This window comes from Methylicorpusculum sp. (genome assembly GCF_030651835.1).
Lineage (GTDB): Bacteria > Pseudomonadota > Gammaproteobacteria > Methylococcales > Methylomonadaceae > Methylicorpusculum.
In genome coordinates this window covers 1-20,158 of record NZ_JAUSBX010000042.1, presented here as the reverse complement: position 1 = coordinate 20,158, position 20,158 = coordinate 1, and the positions used below count along the sequence as shown (strand labels likewise).

Here is a 20,158-nt window from a genome sequence, read left to right as displayed (position 1 = left end):
TTTACTCTCCAAGTTCAATTACTTGTTTAATAAATGCTTTATATCCAGATCTTCGCTCCAGTTCGCTGACTGTTTTATAACTACCACAATAGCTTTTAACTAACCAACGCTTTAACTGTAAAATACTGAAATCTTTACTGGTCCACATATTTCCATAGCCACTGCTATAAGTTACAAGTTTAGCTAGCTTCTGATTATCACGACTATCCGCTATAAATTGCGTTGTCTTATGAATAGGTAACGGATATAGAATATTTCTTTTGATATCGCCATCCAGGTAAATTCGCTGGTTTATCATTAACACTTTGTCTGATGGATCGCTTATCAATCCTTTAACGGGGAAGTCCCAAAGCATTTCTTTATTCTTACCCAATGGTTTTAGATCCTCAGTCGTCAAATCAGGATTTTCTATTTTCCACTGATTGGGTGTTTTATAAACAAAGAACCCAGCTTGGGTATCGCAGTAATATTTATACATAATCAGTGTTGGAATTAGATCCCAAAACACCAGGTTATACATGATTAACGCCGCAACTAATCCGCCTAACCAGCCGCGTTGATAGTTGACTTTCGCAAATCGATAACTTTTACGAATAACCCATATGGAAATGGGCAAATAGATTAAAAAGAAAAAGACAAAATAGAGCAGCGCAATCATATTTCCTATCTCCTGAAAGCAACCCGGATATTCAAAAAATTGTCACCTTGATTAATAGACATGGCTAGTTTTTGGGATCAAATGCAAAGGATAAGCCGATACTGGCCGCCTTTTGATGTCAAAGGAATGAGCAGAAATCGTGTGCTGAATTATTACCGAACGAATGGCCTCTTCGTAATTTATGTACAAACGGCTTAAATCAGTCGCTATGGACTGCATAAAGTTTTATTGCTAGCGTTAAATAGATATAGCAGAAAATTCACCGCTTATCCGAATTTGCGAATAGTCACTAAAGGTCGGCCAAATAAAATTTGAAATACGGCTATAAATTAACTGCTAAGAGCGAGTGGGATTGTGATCGAGTCACCATTATGAGTTCATTAAACTGCAAAATTTGCCTGATAACGATGATTACCAATTCTTGCATCAAGCATCCCGGTTGAAATTACGCTCAACCTGATCGATTACACTTGTTGATTCTTCCGAGGCAAAGCACAGCCCATAATCCTGACAGACTTGGCATGAAGGTGCGCGGCAAAGATTCAGGCCTTCCATTTCGCATAACTGCTTATACAAAAACTTTTTCCATTTCATGTCTTTGTTGTTGCGTGCTGCCAGTTCAGGGAAGTTATGACTCATCAATCCGGATAATTCCGAACGTGACCATAAACCCAAGTCCTGCCATAGATGATCACTGCCCAGGCATCCGGCAACCAGGATAGCGATAATCCATTCAGTTTCAGCCACATCCGGCGCGCGAAAATCACCCAGTAACGTCTCCAGATCCTGTTTTTCGAGCATCCGGCTGTAATCGACCGTTTTGCCTGATACGGCAAGATGAGGGAGGGCAATGTCTGAAAAACAATGGCTCCGTAGATTATTGAATTGTTCAGGGGAAAGCCCCAAATAATCGGGCAATGCGCCCTCGCCGACTCGCCAACTGGCAATCATTCTAGCCAACCAGATTGCATTACCGGATCGGTTAGAACGCTCTACCAGTTCCCGAAATATCCGTTCACGAGTCATTGCGAAGGTCGCCAAGGCAGTAGACCTTGATTAACTGATTAAATAATCAATATTCGACGCGAATGTCCTCATCCCTGACGATCATCTGACAGGCTAAGCGCCATTCGGTAGGCAAATCATCGACAATCATCGTTTCGACTTGGTCTTTAGTGATTTTGCCCAGTTGCTGCAAGATGATTCTTTCTTTATCAGTTAACGGACCTCCCATACGTTGATGCTTGTTGTCGATACTGCTTACCCTGACGAGGCAAGTCCCGCACTCGCCGTCTTCGCATTCGAAATTAATCGGGATCTTGTTCTCCAATGCCAGCTTTAAAACTGACTGCGTGTGACTACCGGCCACCGCGTAAACGGTTTTATCCCGGTAATCCGGGCTTGTAAATGTAACTAAAGCCATGATTTATTCCTCAACAATTTTTAAACTTAAACTGGATGTACTGAAATTTCGCCGCCCAATACCTGGGCCTGACAGGCAAGCCGGTTATGCTTACCGGCCATGTTTTCTCTTAAAATCTTGTCTTCTAATACGGAGGGTTCAGTCAGATGATTCCAACCGGAGGTCACTTTCATAATGCAGGTTCCGCAATCGCCTTCGCGGCAACCGTAGGTAATCCCCGATCCGACTTTTTCTGAAACCTCGATGACTCGGGTTCCGGCAGGAACGGTGACAGTAACGTTGATATCTTCAAATGTAATAGTCGATTTGGCCATTGGGTGACTCCTTAGTTAAAGTTAGTAATAATTGACGCATGAATCGCCTTGTTTTCCTCTTTCAAGCCAAATCGGCAAAATTGAGGACTTTTTGACTGCGCAGCCCCATTAATTCTTTGGCCAATTCCAGGCCGAAATCATGACAGGCCTGAATTTCTTCATCGGTAGGAATTAATTTGACGCGCAATCCGGGGATAGGGACACGCATTTTCAAACCGCGCAGCCGGTCTTCAACCAACGGGACGCCTTCGCCGGTCCAGCCGTAAGAGCCAAAAACGCCACCCAGCTTGGTTTTGATATTGATGACCGTCAGTGATGACAACAAATCCCAGATGGGTTTTACCGCATCACCATTGATAGTCGGCGTTCCGAATATCAAACCGTCGGCTTCCTCGATCAAATCGACAAAAGGGTCCACTTCGCCGCCTTCCAGATCGTATAACGATACCCTGACGTCCGGCACCTCCATTGCCCCTGCATAAACAGCTTCCGCCATGCGCCGGGTATTGCCATAGGAACTGATATAAAAAATCAGCAGCGTTTTTTGATCGCAACTGATTTCACTGGCCAATGATGGACTGGAAAGCTGACGATACCGTCTGACATAGCGGCTCGGTCTATCTCGCAAGATGGGACCGTGGGTAGGCGCAATCATCGTGACCGGCAAAGGTTCTATCAAATCCAGAGCACGCATCACATAATCTTTGAAAGGCCGCATGATGTGCGCGTAGTAATATTCGAACGAAAAGCGAAAATCGCCGACATGATCATTAAATAAGCGGTTATCGCAATAGTGGCAGCCGAACACATCGCCGGAAAACAGGATGTTTTCCTCCGCCAAATACGTGCATTGGGTATCGGGCCAATGCAGATAAGGGGTATGTAAAAATTCCAGGGTCCGATCTCCCAGAGATACCCGGTCACCGGTTAATACCGGCGTATAACTCATTTCATCCTGCTTGAGCAAGGCTTTCAACATCGATTGCGCTTTTTGGGAGATATAAAGCTGCGCTTGCGGTGCCCGTTTCATCAATTCCGGTAATGCTCCGGTATGGTCCGGCTCCAAATGATTCAGCACGATGACTTTAATTTCGGAATAATCGGCAACACTTTCAAGTCTAGAGAAAAAATCATCGGCAAAACCTTCCTTGACCGTATCGACAACAGCCACGCCTTCGCTGCCTCTGATCACATAAGCGTTATAGGTTGTCCCGTTAGCGCTTTTAAGAATAATGTCGAATGTTCTTAAATCAGGATCCAGAGAACCCACCCAATGCACGCGTTCGGACAACATGACCGCTTTTGGCTTTCCATCACTGTCGTGGAGTTCAAGCTTATTCATGAGCGTTCACCGGCTTGCCGTCTATCGCGGGTACAGGTTTCCATATCGCGTCCGGCGGCACCCGCAGACAATCCAATCCAGGCATCGACCTGCTCAACATCAAATCCTGCCCAGCGAATGCCGTCCGATTCAATCAGCGGACGCCTTATCAGAATGGGATCTTCTATCATTGCCGCAATCGCCTGACTTTCTGACAAGATCAGAGGATTTACCAAGCCTTGTTTGATTCGGGGAGCGCTAGGGTTAAACCATTCGGCAACCGGTCTGTTATGAAAAAATGAGCGCAGTCTGGCAACGTCATTGCGCCAAGGTTCGGACAATAAATCATGAACAATAATCAGATGTCCGGCGCCAACCAGCAGTTGTTTTTGCCTGGTGTTGTTCAGACATCCCGGTTTTTCGTAAAAATAGACAAGTGCCATAACAGTTCACCTTAAAAAAATCGGTCAATTCGCTGCGGCATAAAAAACTGTCGCCCATTTCATTAGCTGGTAGGCCGGATTAGCGCTGAACTGCCTCAGATTCAAGTCCCGAGGCGTTGGCCGTAACCCAGCTTGGACATTGACCTATTGGGTTAGTATCTACCGAACCAACCCAACCTACCCTTTAATGCGCCTGCAACTCAGCCATTGCTTCAGCCATTTTTTCCGGTGGAATACCGGTCAAAGATCCCGGAGGATTCAGCGCAACACCCAAGGCATCGAGTATCGCTCCTTCAATGGGACAAATATTCGCACATTGCGGTACCGCAAAATCGCCTTCGCATTCGGTGCATTTTTTACTGTCAATCAAAAAATGCGGTTTAGCTTCATAGATTGCTTTGCTGGGACACAAGGGTTCACAGGCAAAACAATTGACGCAAGTCTCGATGATTTTTAAAGACATAATGGTTCATCCGTTCAAGTCCAATGGAGTGAGCTTAACAAGCAATCCGGATTAAGCCGTTGCCCGGTTATCCAGACAGATATCATCGAGTTTGCCGCTTTTCGCCATTTCCTTGTAAACCGCCATCACAGCCTCTTCTATCGGTTCCATTGCATGTTCACCGTTGGGCATGATCCCGGCGTTTTCCAGCATTTCCCAGGGTTCGAATCCGACTTTGGAACACAACACAGCTTCACAACCTTCCAGTGATCGAATAGTGGTTTGCAATACCGATTCCCCATCACCGCAAGTGCTGTCACCACCACAATAAAGATCGGCTTTACGATGACTGATAAAACGAACACCTTCAGGAGACGCTTCATAAATCAGAAACTCTTTGGCATGACCAAAATGCACATTGATAACGCCTTGTCCGCTGGTAGCGACCGCCATCAGAACAGGGCGGGACGTGAGTTTCGGTTCTTGCGCGATTTGTTCGGCAAACTCGGATTTCTGTGAGCGCTTGCTGTTCATTTCTGCTTCTATCGCTTGATGAATCACTTTTCGCTTTTCCATAGCCGCTTCGTAATCGATGTCCATCAATTCGATCTTATCCATCGTAAATTCGTCGCCTCTATCCTCGCCCAGCATACCCACCGCATCGGCACGGCATTGACGGCAATGACGCATCATATTCATATCACCGGAACAGTCGTCTTGTAACTCTTGCAATTCGGCGCCGGTTGGTCCACGCTGTCCCATCACACCATAAAAGGTGCCATGCTCGGCTTCAGCAATCAAAGGCATCACATTGTGCAAGAAGGCTCCTTTAGCCTTCACTATCCGGCTGACTTCGGCCAGATGCTTGTCATTGACACCCGGAATCATCACCGAATTGACTTTAACCAAAATGCCTTTGGCAACCAGCATTTCCAGACCTTTTTGCTGCTGCTCGATCAAAATTTTCGCCGCTTTTTTGCCTTTGATGCGTCGGTTTTCCCAGAAAATCCAGGGATAAATCTTCGCGCCAATTTCAGGATCGACACAGTTGATCGTAATCGTGACATGATCAATATTGTGCTTGGCTAATTCCTCAACCGATTCAGGCAGTGAAAGACCGTTGGTCGATACGCACAATTTAATGTCGGGGGCTTCTTTGCTCAGTCGTCTAAATGTTTCGAACGTTCGCTCCGGATTTGCTAATGGATCGCCGGGACCGGCTATGCCCAATACTGTCATTTGCGGAATATTGGCTGCAACCGCCATCGTTTTTTTAACGGCCTGATCCGGTGTTAATAATTCAGAAACCACACCGGGCCGGGACTCGTTGGCGCAATCGTATTTTCGGTTACAGTAATGGCATTGAATATTACAAGCCGGTGCAACCGCTACGTGCATACGGGCAAAATAATGATGAGCATCTTCGGAGTAGCAAGGATGATTTTGAACCTTGGCTTTGATTTCATCGGACAGATGATTCAGTTGATCATCGGTTGATCCACAAGACCCGGCGGAACAACCGCCCTGGCTTGCAGGCTTTTCGTTTAGTACTGGCAATTCCATGAAGGTTGACCTCGCTGATTAAGTGTTATTTAGCTATCAGCACGGTTCATGCCATTCTTGCTAAAGCCACTAATTCTGATAGTTCAATGACTTACGCAAGCGACGAAAAGACATTTTGTAGGAAAAATAACAACAATGGTCAGGATGAATGTGGGCAAACAAACAATTACCTGATTGCGAAAAGGTTTGGCAAAAATCGATAAGGATGGGATTCAATAAAGTTAAATGCAGACGCGTCAAATATAAACAGCGCTTACATAAGTTGAAAAATTCATGTTATTGAACCTTGCCTGAGGGGCGTATACTCACCGGGTTAAGATAAAAGAAACCAAAGAGAGCAAGCCTAACCTTGTTTGGAAACAACCTTAGCCCATTGACGATACCCCGGCGAACTCATCTCGCTATGCTATTGACCAGCCATCGAACACCTGAATCAGGAGATATCATGATTTCTTTCCCTAGGCTTGAGTGCTGCAACAATACGACAAATATGGCGACCGTTGTCGCCGAAGTAGACAAAAAGCGTGTACTTTGCCGAATCTCACTGCAAAGTTTAAAAGATAAATTTGGTTCATTGGACGCGGATGATGAGCTGATGCGCTCAGTAGCTCAACATCGAACGGCCATTCAAGAGGCTGCGAGAAGGCTGATAGAAAGTGAGCATTTTGAACTGGATGGCTCCGTTCTGATCCAGACGCAAGATCTTTATTAGTGGTTGATGGGCACGCAAGTTTTGCCCATCCTACGGATAATAGACGGGCCTCTCTGGAATAGCGAGTAGGATGGGCAAAGGCAACGCCGTGCCCATCACTGTTTTGGAATGAAAATTAAATTTCGGCCGTGTTGTTGATGGACACGCAAACTTTGCCCATCCTACACGGTTAAGGATTATCGTATTAAAAAGTGTGAACCGCTCTTACTCGGAGCGTACTGTATTTGTTGTAGCGGTCCTGATCGCCGTTAAAAAAGCCCTGAATCCAGGCGCTGTTACTGTCCAGTTCCGTAGCGCTCCAATAGTCGTCATTGGCAAAACCGCCCACCCGGCTTCTTTGTTCATACAGTAATTTTAATTCGGTCTTTGACGGCAACCGCCATTTAGACCCATAAGCACTGGCCGCTATGACCGCGTCATTCCAATTAAGCGAATTTATCTCATCAGCAGCCTTGGCTTCCAAGCCATGCTCACCCGAAGCATCGACAAAATAGACTATGCCGCCATGAGGGCCAACATCGCCGGGAACATAGTTGGCCGAATCAGTCTGATCCGCTGCTTGCAGCGCATGACTCATCAGCAAGACTGCTGCCATCGTAGCGACTTTTAATGCTCTTTTAAATTCAATCATTTCAAAACCCCTTTCTATTTTTATTAAAGTGACAAAACACGCTATAAGGTACCGATTAAATTAAATGCGATCATCAGACATAACGCTTCTGTTGGTGACCGGGTTATTCATAAAAAGTTCGGGGCTGCATAAATTCTCAACAAAACGTGACTGACCAGAAAGCAATTTTTTGAAGGTAACTACTCGCCTGCTTTGAATTGAGGGCGTAGGCGCTTGATTTTAAAGGTCACGTAAATACATCCCTGTTGCAGAAGCCTTTTCAATTAACCACCTACCCCCAATAAAATGAGAGGGGTCCACTTTGACTATTAAAGTTAAATACAGCCGCATTGCTTGCTGCTGTTTGACAAAAGGGGATCGGGCAGTACATTGAGATCTTGAAAATAGCAGATCATTAACTCATGAAGTAGCCGCTTTGGCTGTTATTTTATCTCCTTGAATCGCTTTAATTGCATTAACTTTTAAATAATTCCAAATGTCGCCTCCATTAAAATCTCATCCGGCTATACCGACAAATTCACGGCAAAAATTAATTGCAGATTACCAGCGTGTCCGCAATATCAGTCTGGAAATTTGTGCACCCTTGATGGTCGATGACTATCAAATTCAAAGCGGCGTTGAGACCAGTCCGCCCAAATGGCATTTGGCACATGTGACCTGGTTCTTTGAAACCTTTTTGCTGGAAGCATTCGATCCAGGTTATCAAACCGTCAACCCGGAATACGGTTATTTGTTTAACTCCTATTATCAAACCGTTGGTGCAATGCATGCACGGGCAAAACGCGGTTTATTGTCACGTCCGACCGTTGAACAGGTGTTGGATTACCGTTCTGAGATTGATAACCGCATCTTGGATTTTCTGGATGACTGCGACGAATCCCTGTGGCAACAAGCCGCTTTTCGTCTAACTCTGGGTTTACACCATGAACAGCAGCATCAGGAGTTGCTATTCATGGATATCAAGCACAACTTTTGGAACAATCCCTTAAAACCACGTTATCTGCAGCGATCTCAACCGGCTATTGAAGAAACCGGAAAATTAGATTGGGAGCAGCGCCCAGGCGGCCTGATAACGATAGGGACGGACGGCATTGATGGCTTTACTTTTGATAACGAGACGCCCCGGCACCAGGTTTGGCTGGAACCGCACCGTTTAAGTTCTCGACTGATCACCAACAGTGAATTTCTGGATTTCATGCAAGACGGAGGTTATATGCGTCCTGAATTGTGGCTATCTGATGGCTGGAGCCACATCCGGAATAACCAATGGATAGCGCCGCTTTATTGGGAAAACCATGATGACCAATGGCTTGAATTTACTCTTTATGGACTTGAGACGCTGGATCCGTCAGCACCTGTCGCGCATATCAGTTATTACGAAGCAGATGCTTATGCTCGATGGGCGGGCAAACGGCTGCCATCGGAAGCCGAGCTTGAAACAAAAATGCTCGAAACACCGGTTACAGGGCATTTTAGTGAAAGCGGCGTTTTTCACCCGCAAGCCGGTGAAGGTCAATTCTATGGCTCGTTATGGGAATGGACGGCCTCACCCTATCTGGCTTATCCACGCTTTAAGCCGCTAGAAGGCAGCATGGGTGAATACAACGGCAAATTCATGTGCAACCAGTGGGTATTACGAGGCGGTTCCTGTGTCACACCGGAGAATCATATCCGCCCAACTTACCGCAATTTTTTCTATCCACAGGATCGCTGGCAATTTTCCGGCATCCGTTTAGCGGACCACTTATGAACGCACTCAGCCAAAAAATCAGTTTCCACGATTTTCAACCTGAACTGGAAAGCTTTCGTGAAGCAGTCCTTAAAGGTCTCTCCCGCCGACAAAAACAAATAGCCCCCAAGTTTTTTTATGATGAAACCGGATCAAAATTGTTTGAAGCAATACTGGAACAGCCGGAATATTACATCCCAAATGTTGAACGTGACCTGTTACAAAGCTATGCGGATGAAATAGGCCGTCTGATTGAGCCGGGATCGATATTGATCGAACCCGGAAGCGGTAGTTGCGAGAAAGTACAATTACTGCTGGAAAGTCTGCTCCCATCCGCCTATGTCCCGATGGATATTTCCCGTGAATTTCTGAAGCAATCGGCCTGCGATTTAGGTCAGCAGTTTCCCTGGCTCACTATTTATGCAGCCTGCCTTGATTTTACTCAGCAGATGATATTACCGCAGGGAATCCCGCAAGGGCGGCGTGTCGTATTCATTCCGGGTTCCAGTCTGGGCAATTTTGACCCGCTGGAAGTTCAGCATTTTCTAACCGGAATACACCGTCTAACAGGCAAAGGGGGCGGTTTGCTGATTGGACTTGACCGCAAAAAGGAGCCTTCCGTCTTGAATGCAGCCTACAATGATGCGGCCGGGATCACAGCAGAGTTCAATCGCAATCTGCTCACCCGCATCAATAACGAACTGGACGGTCACTTTGACCTCGACCGCTTTGAACATCGTGCCTTTTACAACGACCAGCGAGGCCGTATTGAAATGCACCTGGTCAGTCGCGAAGAACAGCAGGTCAGCATTTCAGGTCAGGATTTCCGCTTTATAAAAGGCGAAACTATCCATACCGAGAATTCTTACAAATACAGTCCTGATGAATTTATGACCCTGGCTAATGCCGGCGGCTTTAAGTTGCTCAAATTATGGTCCGATGACAATCATCTTTTCAGCATTTACTTTCTTGTAGCTGTCTGAAAAAAATCACTATTTCATTCAACACGGAGCAAAAAAATGAAAGCTATCTGGAACAAAGCCATCATTGCCGAAAGCGATAACACAGTAATAGTCGAGGGTAATCATTATTTTCCTGCCGATTCGGTTAAAGACCAATTCCTTAAAGAAAGCAACACTCACACTTTCTGTTCGTGGAAAGGCGAGGCAAGTTATTACGATATCGTCGTGGATGATGCGATTAACCGCGATGCCGCATGGTTCTATCCGGATCCAAAGCCGAAAGCGTTGAATATCAAAAACCACCTCGCATTCTGGCGGGGCGTAGACGTTATTCAATAAAGTGCATTTCAAAAACCCCCAGCAATTCTCAATCTGAAGAGAAAAAAATGATGCCGAAAAGATCAAACTGAGAATTGCTGCGAAAATCCCCACGATAGAAGACCGCACCTAAAACAGTTCATAATACCGGAATGATGATTGATCACAGCTTAAAAGGCGAGCTATGGACCATAAAGCAGAAGAGTTGGCGTTGATAGAAACGGTGACGCTCAGTCACTACAATCAAAATGCCGAAGCCTATTGGCAGGGGACAAAAGATCACGACGTAACGCAGAACTATGCGGCCTTTTTAGCCCCGTTTCCAATCGATAAAAAACTCGATATTTTAGACTTGGGCTGTGGCCCCGGAAGAGATGTTCAGTATTTCAAATCACTGGGCCACAGGCCCGTTGGCTTGGACGGCAGTGAGGTATTTTGCACGATGGCTCGCCAGTACTCGGGTTGCGAGATCCTTCATCAAACCTTTCTTGACCTGGAATTATCCGGATACCACTTCGATGGCATTTTTGCCAATGCCTCTCTTTTCCATGTCCCCAGCCTCGAACTGCCGCGTGTTCTTGATAAGCTGCATGCCGCATTAAGACCCGGCGGCATTTTATTTTTATCTAATCCTCGCGGAAATGACGAGGGCTGGTCCGGACAACGATACGGGCATTTCATTCAGTTGGATACCAGTGTGCGATTTCTTGAAACAGCGGGATTTTCAGTGCTGAATCACTATTACCGGCCTTTAGGCAAAGCCATTGAAGATCAACCTTGGTTAGCGATCGTAGCTCAAGCCGTTGCTCCTGGAATAACCATTTGATCCACGAAAAACACCAAAAATACGAAGGCTCTGCCAGGTATAAAGCAGCTCATATTCAGGAGCAACCATCCTGACTTACCGGGCGAAAAGTGTTTAATCCGAATCAATAATTATTTTTCGGCTTTTTTTTGATTCGTATGCAGCGTATATTTCTAGGTAACTTTACGCCGGGTGAACCTGTGATTTACTTATTTCCGAATATCAACTCTTCCCTTTTTGCCCGACAAGACAGTTTGCTGTTGTTTAAGGAACTCCTCAAACAACAGGACATCCACCTCAGCGAGAAATTTGATCCACACCAATCAGTCGCCGCCTTACTCGAGGAAAAGTCTGATTTTATCGATCAAATTCTAAGTTGCTGCTGCCAATATTTCCTGGGCGAATATGTATCTCAGTTGTCACTGTGTGCAGTCGGAGGCTACGGACGCAGGGAATTGTTTCCCTATTCTGATATTGATATTTTGGTATTGCTGAATTTTGAAGAATCAACCGTTATCAATGAAGGCCTTGGTCGCTTTTTGACTTTTCTTTGGGATATTGGCTTGAAGCCGGGCTTTAGCGTGCGCACTATCCATGAATGTGTAGAGGCGGCCAAACTCGATCAGACCATTATGACCAGCCTTATGGAAATCAGGCTGATAAATGGTTCTGTTATTCTTTTGGAGGCACTGAAAGCCGAAATCACACCCGAAAAGATTTGGCCGGCCGACCAGTTTTTTGCGGCTAAAATGCAAGAGCAGAAACGCCGATACAAAAAGTACCATGACACCGCTTACAATCTTGAACCCAATATCAAGGAAGGTCCTGGCGGGTTGCGCGACCTGCATGTCATTGCCTGGGTATTCAAACGGCATTACGACACCTCAGAACTCAGGGAACTGGTCAAATTCGGATTTCTGCCCGAGGAACTGGTCAAGTTCGGTTTTTTACCCAAATCCGAATATGCCGATCTACTCGCTGCGCTGGATGTGCTGTGGCGTATTCGTTATGCGCTGCATCTTTTAACGCGGCGTTGTGAAAACCGCCTGTTCTTTGATCATCAACGCGCCCTTGCCCAACAATTTGGCTTCAGCGAAGAAAACCAGCACTACAATGAAGATGTTGAACAGTTCATGCAGTTTTACTTTAAAACGGTGCAAGGTCTGGAAAGACAAAATGAAATGCTGTTGCAGCTATTTAACGAGCGATTTATCTTTGGTGACTCAGCCGAAAACTCGACACCTCTCAACGACCATTTCAAGGTCATCAACGGCTATCTTGAAGCGATAGATGATGAAGTTTTCGAGAGAGAGCCTACGGCCTTTTTCGAGATTTTTCTGCTGCTGCAGCAAAACAGTTCACTGACCGGCGTCAGAGCGACGACCATCCGCTTGATACGAAAAAGCCTGCATCTGATCGATGAAGATTTCCGGCAAAATAAAACGGCCAATCGTCTGTTTATAGAAATATTCCGGCAGCCCAGAGGCATCACCCAACAGTTAAGACGGATGAATCGCTACGGCATCTTAGCCGCTTATTTGCCCTGTTTTGCCAATATCGTTGCAAGGATGCAATATGACTTGTTTCACGTCTATACCGTAGACGAACATACGCTTTTTGTAATCCGTAATTTGCGCCGCTTTTCGCTGGAACTTCATAGTGATGAACTGCCCTATTGCAATCAAATCTTTTTATTGATCGAAAAACCGGAAGTGCTGTATCTGGCCGCTCTGTTTCATGACATTGCCAAAGGCAGAAACGGAGATCATTCAGTCATTGGTGAAGATATCGCCAGAAATTTCTGCATTCAACATAACCTTTCCACGCACGATACCAAGCTGATTACCTGGCTGGTTCGCTATCACCTGATCATGTCAAAGACAGCTCAAAGGCGGGATATCAGCGATCTGGATGTCATTCATAAATTTGCCCGTAAGGTAGGCAGCATAGAATACCTTAAGCATCTGTATTTACTGACCGTTGCCGATATACGGGCAACCAATCCTAAACTCTGGAATTCATGGAAGGATGCCTTACTCAAGGAGCTTTATGCCGTCACTTATAAAGCGCTGCAAACCGGCTTGTTAAATCCGGCCGCACTCGCTGATCGACGTCTAGAAACCAAAAAAGAAGCGAGAGAGGAACTCATTAAACTGGGCTTATCCGAACCGTCCATTGATGCTTCCTGGCGGCATGCGAGTGACGATTATTTTTTACGTTTTTCAGCCGATGAAATTGCTTGGCATACCATCGCAATAGCCTCTTCCAGTGAAGCCGAATTCCCTCTGGTCCTGCTGCGTCCGCAAACGCAGTTGGGCAGTGCTGAAATTTTCATTTATACCATCAACGAAGGAACAATCTTTTCACTGAGTACAGCAACCCTCGACCACTTGGGCCTGACCATTCTCGATGCCCGATTTGTGACCACAATCGACAATTATGTCCTGAGCAGCTTTCAGGTGCTTGAACAATCAGGACAACCCATCAACGAATTGTTTAGAGAAGTTCAAATCTGTAAAACCCTGCGCGCCAGCCTGTTGCAAAAGGAAGTCAAAGGGGACGGCAATATCCACCGCCAGTCAAGGCAGGCAAAACACTTCCCGATTCCTTCCAGTATAAGATTCAATGCCGATTCGGTCAGTCGGCAGACGATGATCGAACTGATCACAACCGACCATGCCGGTCTATTATCTAAAATCGGCCATGTCTTTTTAGATCAGGGCATACATCTGCACAGTGCCAAAATTACGACTATCGGCAGTCGCGCAGAAGATATGTTTTATGTTACAAATCAACACCACTTACCCATCACAGAGCCGGAAGAGCAACAGAAAATAGAAGCCGAAATTCTTAAAGTGCTTGATGATTGAAAAGGCTTCTGCAACAGGGATGTTGCTGAGAGCTACAGGGGTGTATTTAGGCGTCCTTTGAAATCAAGCACCTAAACTTCTAGTTCAAAGCGGGCGAGTAGTTTTCCCTCAGGATTGTTTTATCATCAAAACCATAAAATTTCACTTTTCCGGTTTCAATGCTGTACATCGCACCGACAATGTCAATCTCGCCGCTTTTGACCATGCCATCCAGCAAAGTACTTTTGCTTCTGATCTGCTCGACGGTCAACTGTACATTTTTATCGGAGACCTTTTGTACCTCGTCTTCGTTATCAGCCGTTACCGCTAAAGATTGCTCTGCATTCACAGCATCTACAGCCGGCTTGATTTTGTGTAAAAGCCCGCTCAAATGATCCAGTTCAACATGTGCGCAAGCGCCTTTGATCGCTCCGCAATGGGAGTGTCCCAGCACCACGACTAACTTTGAACCCGCAATTTTACAAGCGTATTCCATGCTGCCGAGAATATCGTCATTGATAACGTTGCCCGCCACCCGAACACTGAAAACATCGCCCAAGCCCTGATCGAAAATCAGCTCTACCGATGTACGGGAATCCATGCAGCTAAGAATAATTGCAATCGGGAATTGCCCTTGCCGGGTATCGTTAATCTGTTCCAGTAAATTCCGGTTTGACTTGAGATTATTAACAAAGCGCTCATTGCCTTCTTTCAGCAGCTCCAGCACTTTAGCAGGAGGCAATGCTTTCTGGATGTCGTAGGTGGGTGCCCGTGCATTCTCAACCGGAGAAAGAACGCCGTAGCCGCGCAGGTTTTCTATAGTCAGTTTGATATGCTTGCGCTGGGCCTCGACCTTGAAGTTTTCAATGATTTCGTAGACATCATAATCAATGTATTTTGAACGGGTTGCGTCAATCACAACGTCTGAGTAGTCGGGCAATTGTTCAAAGGTTTGCTGGATATTAGCCTTATTCAGAAAAGAGACATGTTCGGATAAGCGCAGTATGGTTTTATTGCCGATGTGAGACTCATTAAAATAAAAGGCGGTTTTATAGTTTTCAAGCAAAATAGAAAACAAGGCGGTAATCAGGCCGATAGTCAGACCAATGAGCAAGTCGGTAAAAACCATCCCCAAAATAGTCATGCAGAACGGGATAAAATGATACAAGCCCGCTTTGTACATGACCCTGAAAGATTCCGGCCTGATGAGCTTATAACCCACAACTAATAACACGCTTGCTAAGCTGGCTAAAGGAATTTTGTTGAGCAGCGTCGGTATAAGAATGACCGCAAAAAACAGCAGCAAGCCATAAATGACACCGGCCGCTTTGGTTTTTGCGCCGGATTGAACATTAATGGAACTGCGCACGACGACTTGCGCCAGAGGAATACCGCCGAGCAAACCACTGAAGGCATTGCCTATGCCCTGAACTATCAGTTCGCGGTTAGCCGAGGTGACTCTTTTAATGGGATCCATTTTATCAACCGCTTCCAAAGAGATTAGCGTCTTCAAACTGGCAACAACCGCCAGCGTTAAAGCGGTAAGGTAAATTGTCGGATTGTTAAACTGGGAAAAATCGGGAAAATGAAGCTGACTCAATAAATCGCCGGAATTTTGCAGCACAGGCACCATAACCAGATGATTACCAGTTAACGCCAGTTCCGGATAGAAACTTTGCAGCCCTTGATTGATCAGCACAGCCACTACGATTGCGGTTAAAACCCCTTGAAACAGCTGAAAAAACCGGTAATGCCTCATAATCGGTTGCTCCCAGAGTATAAGAATCGCCAGCGATATAAGCGCTATTACAATAGCGGTAGGCGAACTATATTCCAGCATGTGCGACAACTCGGAAAAAGACGAGTAGCTATCCGCCTGAAAAAATGAAGTGTCACCTTCATAATCCAGGTCATAGCCAACGGCATGAGGAATTTGTTTCAGAAAAAGAATGATGCCTATGCCCGACAACATACCGTTAATGACAGACGACGGAAAATAATAAGCAATAACCCCGGCCCGGGTCAGGCCCATGATTATCTGGATTATCCCAGCCACCAACAGCGAGAGAAGGAAACCCTTAAAACCAAGCGTTTCAATGGCCGACAGAACAATAACAGCGATTCCCGCACTTGGACCACTGATTCCCAACGCGGAACCACTCAATGGCGCAATGATTATTCCTCCGATAATACCGGCAATCAAGCCGGAGAACAGCGGCGCTCCAGAGGCTAGTGCAATTCCCAGAGACAATGGAATGGAAATCAGAAAAACCGCAATACCTGCTGGAAAGTCGTATTTCAGGCTGGCGAACAGGTCACTGTTTCTATTTGGGGGCTTATGAGTTTGCATTTTTTAAACATAAAATAATTTAGGATACCGCCAAATATAACTCCCCTTACAAAATGGGGCTTGAGGGGGAATTCCGGTGAGAATGAAAGGCCAAATACGCTTGGATCAAACGGGTTGTATAGCTAGATTTTTTAAAAAGTTATCCGGGATAATTAATCCGCGAGGCGTCATAATCCAGTATTATCGCAGCTATAGCCTCCAGTTAAAACCATAGAACGATGTCATCCGGCAACTGGTGATTTTTACGTCCCATTATAAAACGGCTCTTAAATGACGTATGTAACAACAAAACAGGTGATGCGATGAACTACTTGAGGGCAGTTAGGTTTTTTTCGTTCATCAATGTCCTGCTATGGACCGCAAGTTGTTCGGACATAAAAGTTCTTGGTAATAGAGTCGATTTGACTCTGGATCAACCCGAAGCGCATTTTTCGATTTTGCAAATTAATGATACCTATAAAATCGAGGGCCTGGAAAACGGCAGTATCGGTGGTTTTGCTCGTTTGCGCACGCTTCGCAAGCAGCTTGAGGATGCGGGTAATCAGGTATTGATGCTGCACGGAGGAGATTTTCTGTTTCCATCGGTCATGAGCAAGTATTTAAAAGGCGATGGCATGATTAAAATTTTAAACCTGATGGATGGCCAGGAATCGGCTTTCGATGAACGTATGATAGTCGTGTTCGGCAACCATGAATTTGACGATCCCGATCCGGGCGTGTTGTTAGGACGCATTGCTCAGTCAGATTTTGCCTGGATTTCATCCAATGTCCGGTACCGTTCCTCCGAGCAGTCATCAGGAGCCCCCTTCTCTGAACGGCTGTCCAATGTCCACGAGGTTCTGATCAAGGACATCAACCGCCTGAAGGTAGGCCTGTTCGGCATCACGCTGGACAGTCAGCAACCGCCTTATGTCAGCTTCGATTACGACCTCGAAGTTCGCCGTAAAGTGATCAGTAAGGCCATAGCCGATTTAAAGGCAAAAGGCGCCGCTGTGATTATCGCGCTGACGCATCAGACTCTTGACCAGGATCAATGGCTGGCGCATGCGTATCCGGAAATAAACCTGATAATTGGCGGTCATGAGCATTTTTATATTGAGCAACAAGTCGGTAAGGCCTGGATTACCAAGGCCGATGCAGACATTCAGAGCGCCGTGCTTCATGATGTCTGTGTTTTGCCTGACGGCAGCGTCGAAACCCGTCACCGGAAAATCGAGGTGAGTAGTAAGCTAGAAAAAGATGCTCGGGTCGATGCGGAGGTGAGCAAGCAGTTAACCCGATTGACGGAAGAGCTCAGCAATAAAAACAAGGTGCTTAACCAAGTATTAGGCTATACCCGCTATCTTCTGGAAGGTGTCGAATCGGCAGTGCGAGGCAGGGAAACGGCTCTGGGTAATTTTCTGACCGATGTCATCCGAGAGCACATGAAAACCGACATTGCGTTTACCAATGGCGGGGGCATTCGCATGAACGACAACATTCCGCCCGGCCCGATCACGGTTTATGATATGGAAGGCCTTTTTTATTACGACAATGGACTGGTTAGTTTCGAGCTTTCCGGCGCCCAGCTGATGGAAGTCCTGAAAAACTCGGTGTCAAAATCTCATCTGGGTGACGGCCGTTTTCTTCAGGTCTCCGGGCTTCGTTTCAAGTATCTCGCGATGAAATCAAATGACGATTATTCCTATTCCATAGCGCCGGCCGATGTTGAGGTCAAATTGCGAGGTAACTCTGCTTACCAACCGCTGGATATTAATAAAAAATACCGGGTAGCCACTAATGATTTCATTTGGGAAAAAGGCTTTACCGATGGCTATAATCTCTTTGCTATAGGCGCAGGAAAATCAAGTCCCACCCGTCTCGATAACGGAACGGCGGTGAGTTTCCGCAAAACCGTCGAGGAAGCGATCAGCAAGTTGCCTGACAAAACCGTAAGCTATCAAATAGAAGGCAGAATCATCCGTGAAGAACAGTAAAAACCATGTACGATCATATTAATCATTTCCGGCAGGATGCGCTTGAGTGCGGCACAGATTATTATTCTGATGATTCGTTAAAACCGCAAAATATCGACACAGCTTTTAAAATCTATCAGCATGCCAGACAGGGGACGACATTACTTGACGCCGATGGAAACACCATAGCTTTCGGGGTGACCATTGTCGGCCGCCTGGCACTCAGGGTAAGTGTCCGCAAAGACAACGGCGAAAAAGAATTTACCTGGGTTCCATCTGACGAGTCATTTCCAAGTATTGATGCCATCATGAAAGAAAACCTCGGCACACTCGCCGAAGAATCGACGGGCCCGATTGGCAGTATTCTGGACACCCGAAACTGGTCTTTACTGGCAAATGACGCCTGGTTACTGGGGAGCCTCCAGGCCCTAACTGAATTTCATTTTGCCTCGCCGCTTAGCTGGAGCAATCTGTGGGACGACACGATGAAGCGAATAACGGTGACAGCCAGAGAAGTGATTGGTATTTCAACACACGGTTATGAAATCCGAAGACCGAATCCAAAACTGGAAGCCGTTGCCATTTGTATCGACAAAAATAAAGCCCTGGCTGCATCGTTGATAAGCTATAAAGACCGGGTGAAACGATACGGTAACCCTGATGGACTTAAATCTCTGCTCAAGATACAAGGTTAACCGAACATTAGGTTGATTCATTTGATGAACCTCTTGCCAAACAATTCTTTAACTTGATTAATGGCTGTTACCAACACTGACTATCATTATTTCGATGGCCTTTATACCATCCCCAATGTACGCAGGGATTTTCCGGATTGGCATTTAGGCCGATCGCGTTTTGCATTATGGGCAATTGACGTTGATTACCCTGGTGTCCGTCAGAAGGTCAATGCCGCAAAGCAACATCTGTCCGAATTTCTGCTGGATGACTATAACCGCCAACCCCATATCACTTTAAGCATCTGCGGATTTCCAAGCAATAATCCCAAACACTCAGACGATTTCGGGGCCAATTTCTTTGAATCCCAGCTGTCATGGATAAGTCAGGCCTCTCTCAAGCCTTTTGAAATCAAAATTGGTACATTGTCGAGTTTTTCTTCTGCCCCTTTTTTGCATGTTACCGATACCAGCACGAGCATTGCTAGTTTGCGCACTTGCCTGACTTCATCGGCGCATCTGGGTTTTAGTAGCGTTTACACCCCTCATGTAACGGTTGGACTCTATGCAGGGACTTGGCCAAGAGAACCTGTTTTTGCGCGTATAAAAACATTTTCACAAAGCGACGTAACATCCTGTTTAATCGAGCGAATCAGCCTAATGAGTTATGCCGCAGCTGAAATTGGCGGTCCATTAAGAACCCTCGCCGATTTCCATTTGGAACAAGCCAGAATTGAATGGCACGAACCCTCGCCTTTCAAATAAGCAACGAGTGAAAAGTCATTATCCTGTTTTAAAATTGCAAAACATTAGTTATCCAAAAAATGAACAGACGCCAATGGTCATTGTCTGACGCATGGTAAAAATATCATACGCTGAAAATCTTGGAAACGGAGCGCCAGCGAAGTGAAGATTTTTAGTCCCCGATAGCCGTAGCGCCGGGCGGGTTTTCGTAGCTTGCGGAGAAAACCTGCAAGGCATCGCGAAACGGCGTTAAGTCATGCGAGAG

General features: G+C 45.9%; 19 protein-coding genes. 9 read left to right on the top strand and 10 right to left on the bottom strand.

Annotation, left to right across the window (positions count from 1 at the left end; translation table 11 throughout):
- Nucleotide 1 precedes the first annotated feature (1 nt).
- The 8 genes from Q7V32_RS05270 to nifB all read right to left on the bottom strand — a co-directional run bounded on the left by Q7V32_RS05270 (nucleotide 2) and on the right by nifB (nucleotide 6,164).
- Nucleotides 2-658, bottom strand: a complete 657-nt coding sequence (locus tag Q7V32_RS05270; protein ID WP_304895932.1) for a hypothetical protein — start codon at nucleotides 656-658, stop codon at nucleotides 2-4.
- A gap of 426 nt (nucleotides 659-1,084) precedes the next feature.
- Nucleotides 1,085-1,699: a nitrogen fixation protein NifQ gene (locus Q7V32_RS05265; protein WP_304895931.1), complete on the bottom strand. Its 615-nt coding sequence runs from the start codon at nucleotides 1,697-1,699 to the stop codon at nucleotides 1,085-1,087.
- A gap of 31 nt (nucleotides 1,700-1,730) precedes the next feature.
- On the bottom strand, nucleotides 1,731-2,081 hold the full coding sequence (locus Q7V32_RS05260; protein ID WP_159653083.1) for a 2Fe-2S iron-sulfur cluster binding domain-containing protein: 351 nt from the start codon (nucleotides 2,079-2,081) through the stop codon (nucleotides 1,731-1,733).
- Nucleotides 2,082-2,107: 26 nt separating this feature from the next.
- Nucleotides 2,108-2,395 (bottom strand): 2Fe-2S iron-sulfur cluster binding domain-containing protein, encoded by a 288-nt coding sequence (locus tag Q7V32_RS05255; RefSeq protein WP_159653084.1) that lies wholly within the window; start codon nucleotides 2,393-2,395, stop codon nucleotides 2,108-2,110.
- 61 nt (nucleotides 2,396-2,456) lie between these two features.
- Entirely contained in the window at nucleotides 2,457-3,737 is a 1,281-nt protein-coding gene (locus Q7V32_RS05250; protein ID WP_304895930.1) for an FprA family A-type flavoprotein, read from the bottom strand.
- The gene (locus Q7V32_RS05245) at nucleotides 3,734-4,159 is read right to left on the bottom strand and encodes an ArsC/Spx/MgsR family protein (protein WP_304895929.1); all 426 of its coding nucleotides are present in this window, start codon (nucleotides 4,157-4,159) and stop codon (nucleotides 3,734-3,736) included. The genes Q7V32_RS05250 and Q7V32_RS05245 overlap by 4 nt, the downstream gene beginning before the upstream one ends.
- A gap of 184 nt (nucleotides 4,160-4,343) precedes the next feature.
- Nucleotides 4,344-4,622, bottom strand: coding sequence for a ferredoxin (locus Q7V32_RS05240; protein ID WP_159653090.1), 279 nt, complete (start codon nucleotides 4,620-4,622; stop codon nucleotides 4,344-4,346).
- Nucleotides 4,623-4,673: 51 nt separating this feature from the next.
- Nucleotides 4,674-6,164, bottom strand: coding sequence for a nitrogenase cofactor biosynthesis protein NifB (gene nifB / locus Q7V32_RS05235; RefSeq protein ID WP_304895928.1), 1,491 nt, complete (start codon nucleotides 6,162-6,164; stop codon nucleotides 4,674-4,676).
- Between the two features lie 445 nt (nucleotides 6,165-6,609).
- On the opposite strand from nifB, the gene Q7V32_RS05230 reads away from it, so the two are divergent.
- Nucleotides 6,610-6,876, top strand: coding sequence for a DUF1488 family protein (locus Q7V32_RS05230; protein ID WP_304895927.1), 267 nt, complete (start codon nucleotides 6,610-6,612; stop codon nucleotides 6,874-6,876).
- Between the two features lie 184 nt (nucleotides 6,877-7,060).
- Here Q7V32_RS05230 and Q7V32_RS05225 read toward each other — a convergent pair whose 3' ends face one another.
- Entirely contained in the window at nucleotides 7,061-7,507 is a 447-nt protein-coding gene (locus tag Q7V32_RS05225) for a DUF1566 domain-containing protein (protein ID WP_304895926.1), read from the bottom strand.
- A 475-nt stretch (nucleotides 7,508-7,982) separates the two neighbouring features.
- Here Q7V32_RS05225 and egtB point away from each other — a divergent pair, with 475 nt between their 5' ends.
- The 5 genes from egtB to glnD all read left to right on the top strand — a co-directional run bounded on the left by egtB (nucleotide 7,983) and on the right by glnD (nucleotide 14,191).
- Nucleotides 7,983-9,257: an ergothioneine biosynthesis protein EgtB gene (gene egtB / locus Q7V32_RS05220; RefSeq protein ID WP_304895925.1), complete on the top strand. Its 1,275-nt coding sequence runs from the start codon at nucleotides 7,983-7,985 to the stop codon at nucleotides 9,255-9,257.
- Entirely contained in the window at nucleotides 9,254-10,219 is a 966-nt protein-coding gene (gene egtD, locus Q7V32_RS05215; protein ID WP_304895924.1) for an L-histidine N(alpha)-methyltransferase, read from the top strand. Before egtB ends, egtD begins: the two co-directional genes overlap by 4 nt.
- A gap of 36 nt (nucleotides 10,220-10,255) precedes the next feature.
- Nucleotides 10,256-10,537, top strand: coding sequence for a DUF427 domain-containing protein (locus Q7V32_RS05210; protein ID WP_304895923.1), 282 nt, complete (start codon nucleotides 10,256-10,258; stop codon nucleotides 10,535-10,537).
- A 163-nt stretch (nucleotides 10,538-10,700) separates the two neighbouring features.
- Complete coding sequence (locus tag Q7V32_RS05205; protein WP_304895922.1) at nucleotides 10,701-11,342, top strand: bifunctional 2-polyprenyl-6-hydroxyphenol methylase/3-demethylubiquinol 3-O-methyltransferase UbiG; 642 nt, start codon at nucleotides 10,701-10,703, stop codon at nucleotides 11,340-11,342.
- A 137-nt stretch (nucleotides 11,343-11,479) separates the two neighbouring features.
- Entirely contained in the window at nucleotides 11,480-14,191 is a 2,712-nt protein-coding gene (gene glnD / locus Q7V32_RS05200; RefSeq protein ID WP_304895921.1) for a [protein-PII] uridylyltransferase, read from the top strand.
- Between the two features lie 79 nt (nucleotides 14,192-14,270).
- Here the strand turns inward: glnD and Q7V32_RS05195 are convergent, their stop codons facing one another.
- Nucleotides 14,271-16,520 carry a bifunctional SulP family inorganic anion transporter/carbonic anhydrase gene (locus tag Q7V32_RS05195; RefSeq protein WP_304895920.1) on the bottom strand — a complete coding sequence of 750 codons (2,250 nt, stop codon included), beginning with the start codon at nucleotides 16,518-16,520 and terminating at the stop codon, nucleotides 14,271-14,273.
- A 302-nt stretch (nucleotides 16,521-16,822) separates the two neighbouring features.
- Here Q7V32_RS05195 and Q7V32_RS05190 point away from each other — a divergent pair, with 302 nt between their 5' ends.
- The 3 genes from Q7V32_RS05190 to Q7V32_RS05180 are packed head-to-tail and all read left to right on the top strand — an operon-like array spanning nucleotide 16,823 to nucleotide 19,914.
- On the top strand, nucleotides 16,823-18,496 hold the full coding sequence (locus tag Q7V32_RS05190; RefSeq protein WP_304895919.1) for a bifunctional UDP-sugar hydrolase/5'-nucleotidase: 1,674 nt from the start codon (nucleotides 16,823-16,825) through the stop codon (nucleotides 18,494-18,496).
- A gap of 5 nt (nucleotides 18,497-18,501) precedes the next feature.
- Nucleotides 18,502-19,170 (top strand): hypothetical protein, encoded by a 669-nt coding sequence (locus Q7V32_RS05185; RefSeq protein ID WP_304895918.1) that lies wholly within the window; start codon nucleotides 18,502-18,504, stop codon nucleotides 19,168-19,170.
- Between the two features lie 60 nt (nucleotides 19,171-19,230).
- Nucleotides 19,231-19,914 (top strand): 2'-5' RNA ligase family protein, encoded by a 684-nt coding sequence (locus Q7V32_RS05180; RefSeq protein ID WP_304895917.1) that lies wholly within the window; start codon nucleotides 19,231-19,233, stop codon nucleotides 19,912-19,914.
- The last annotated feature ends 244 nt before the right edge of the window (nucleotides 19,915-20,158 follow it).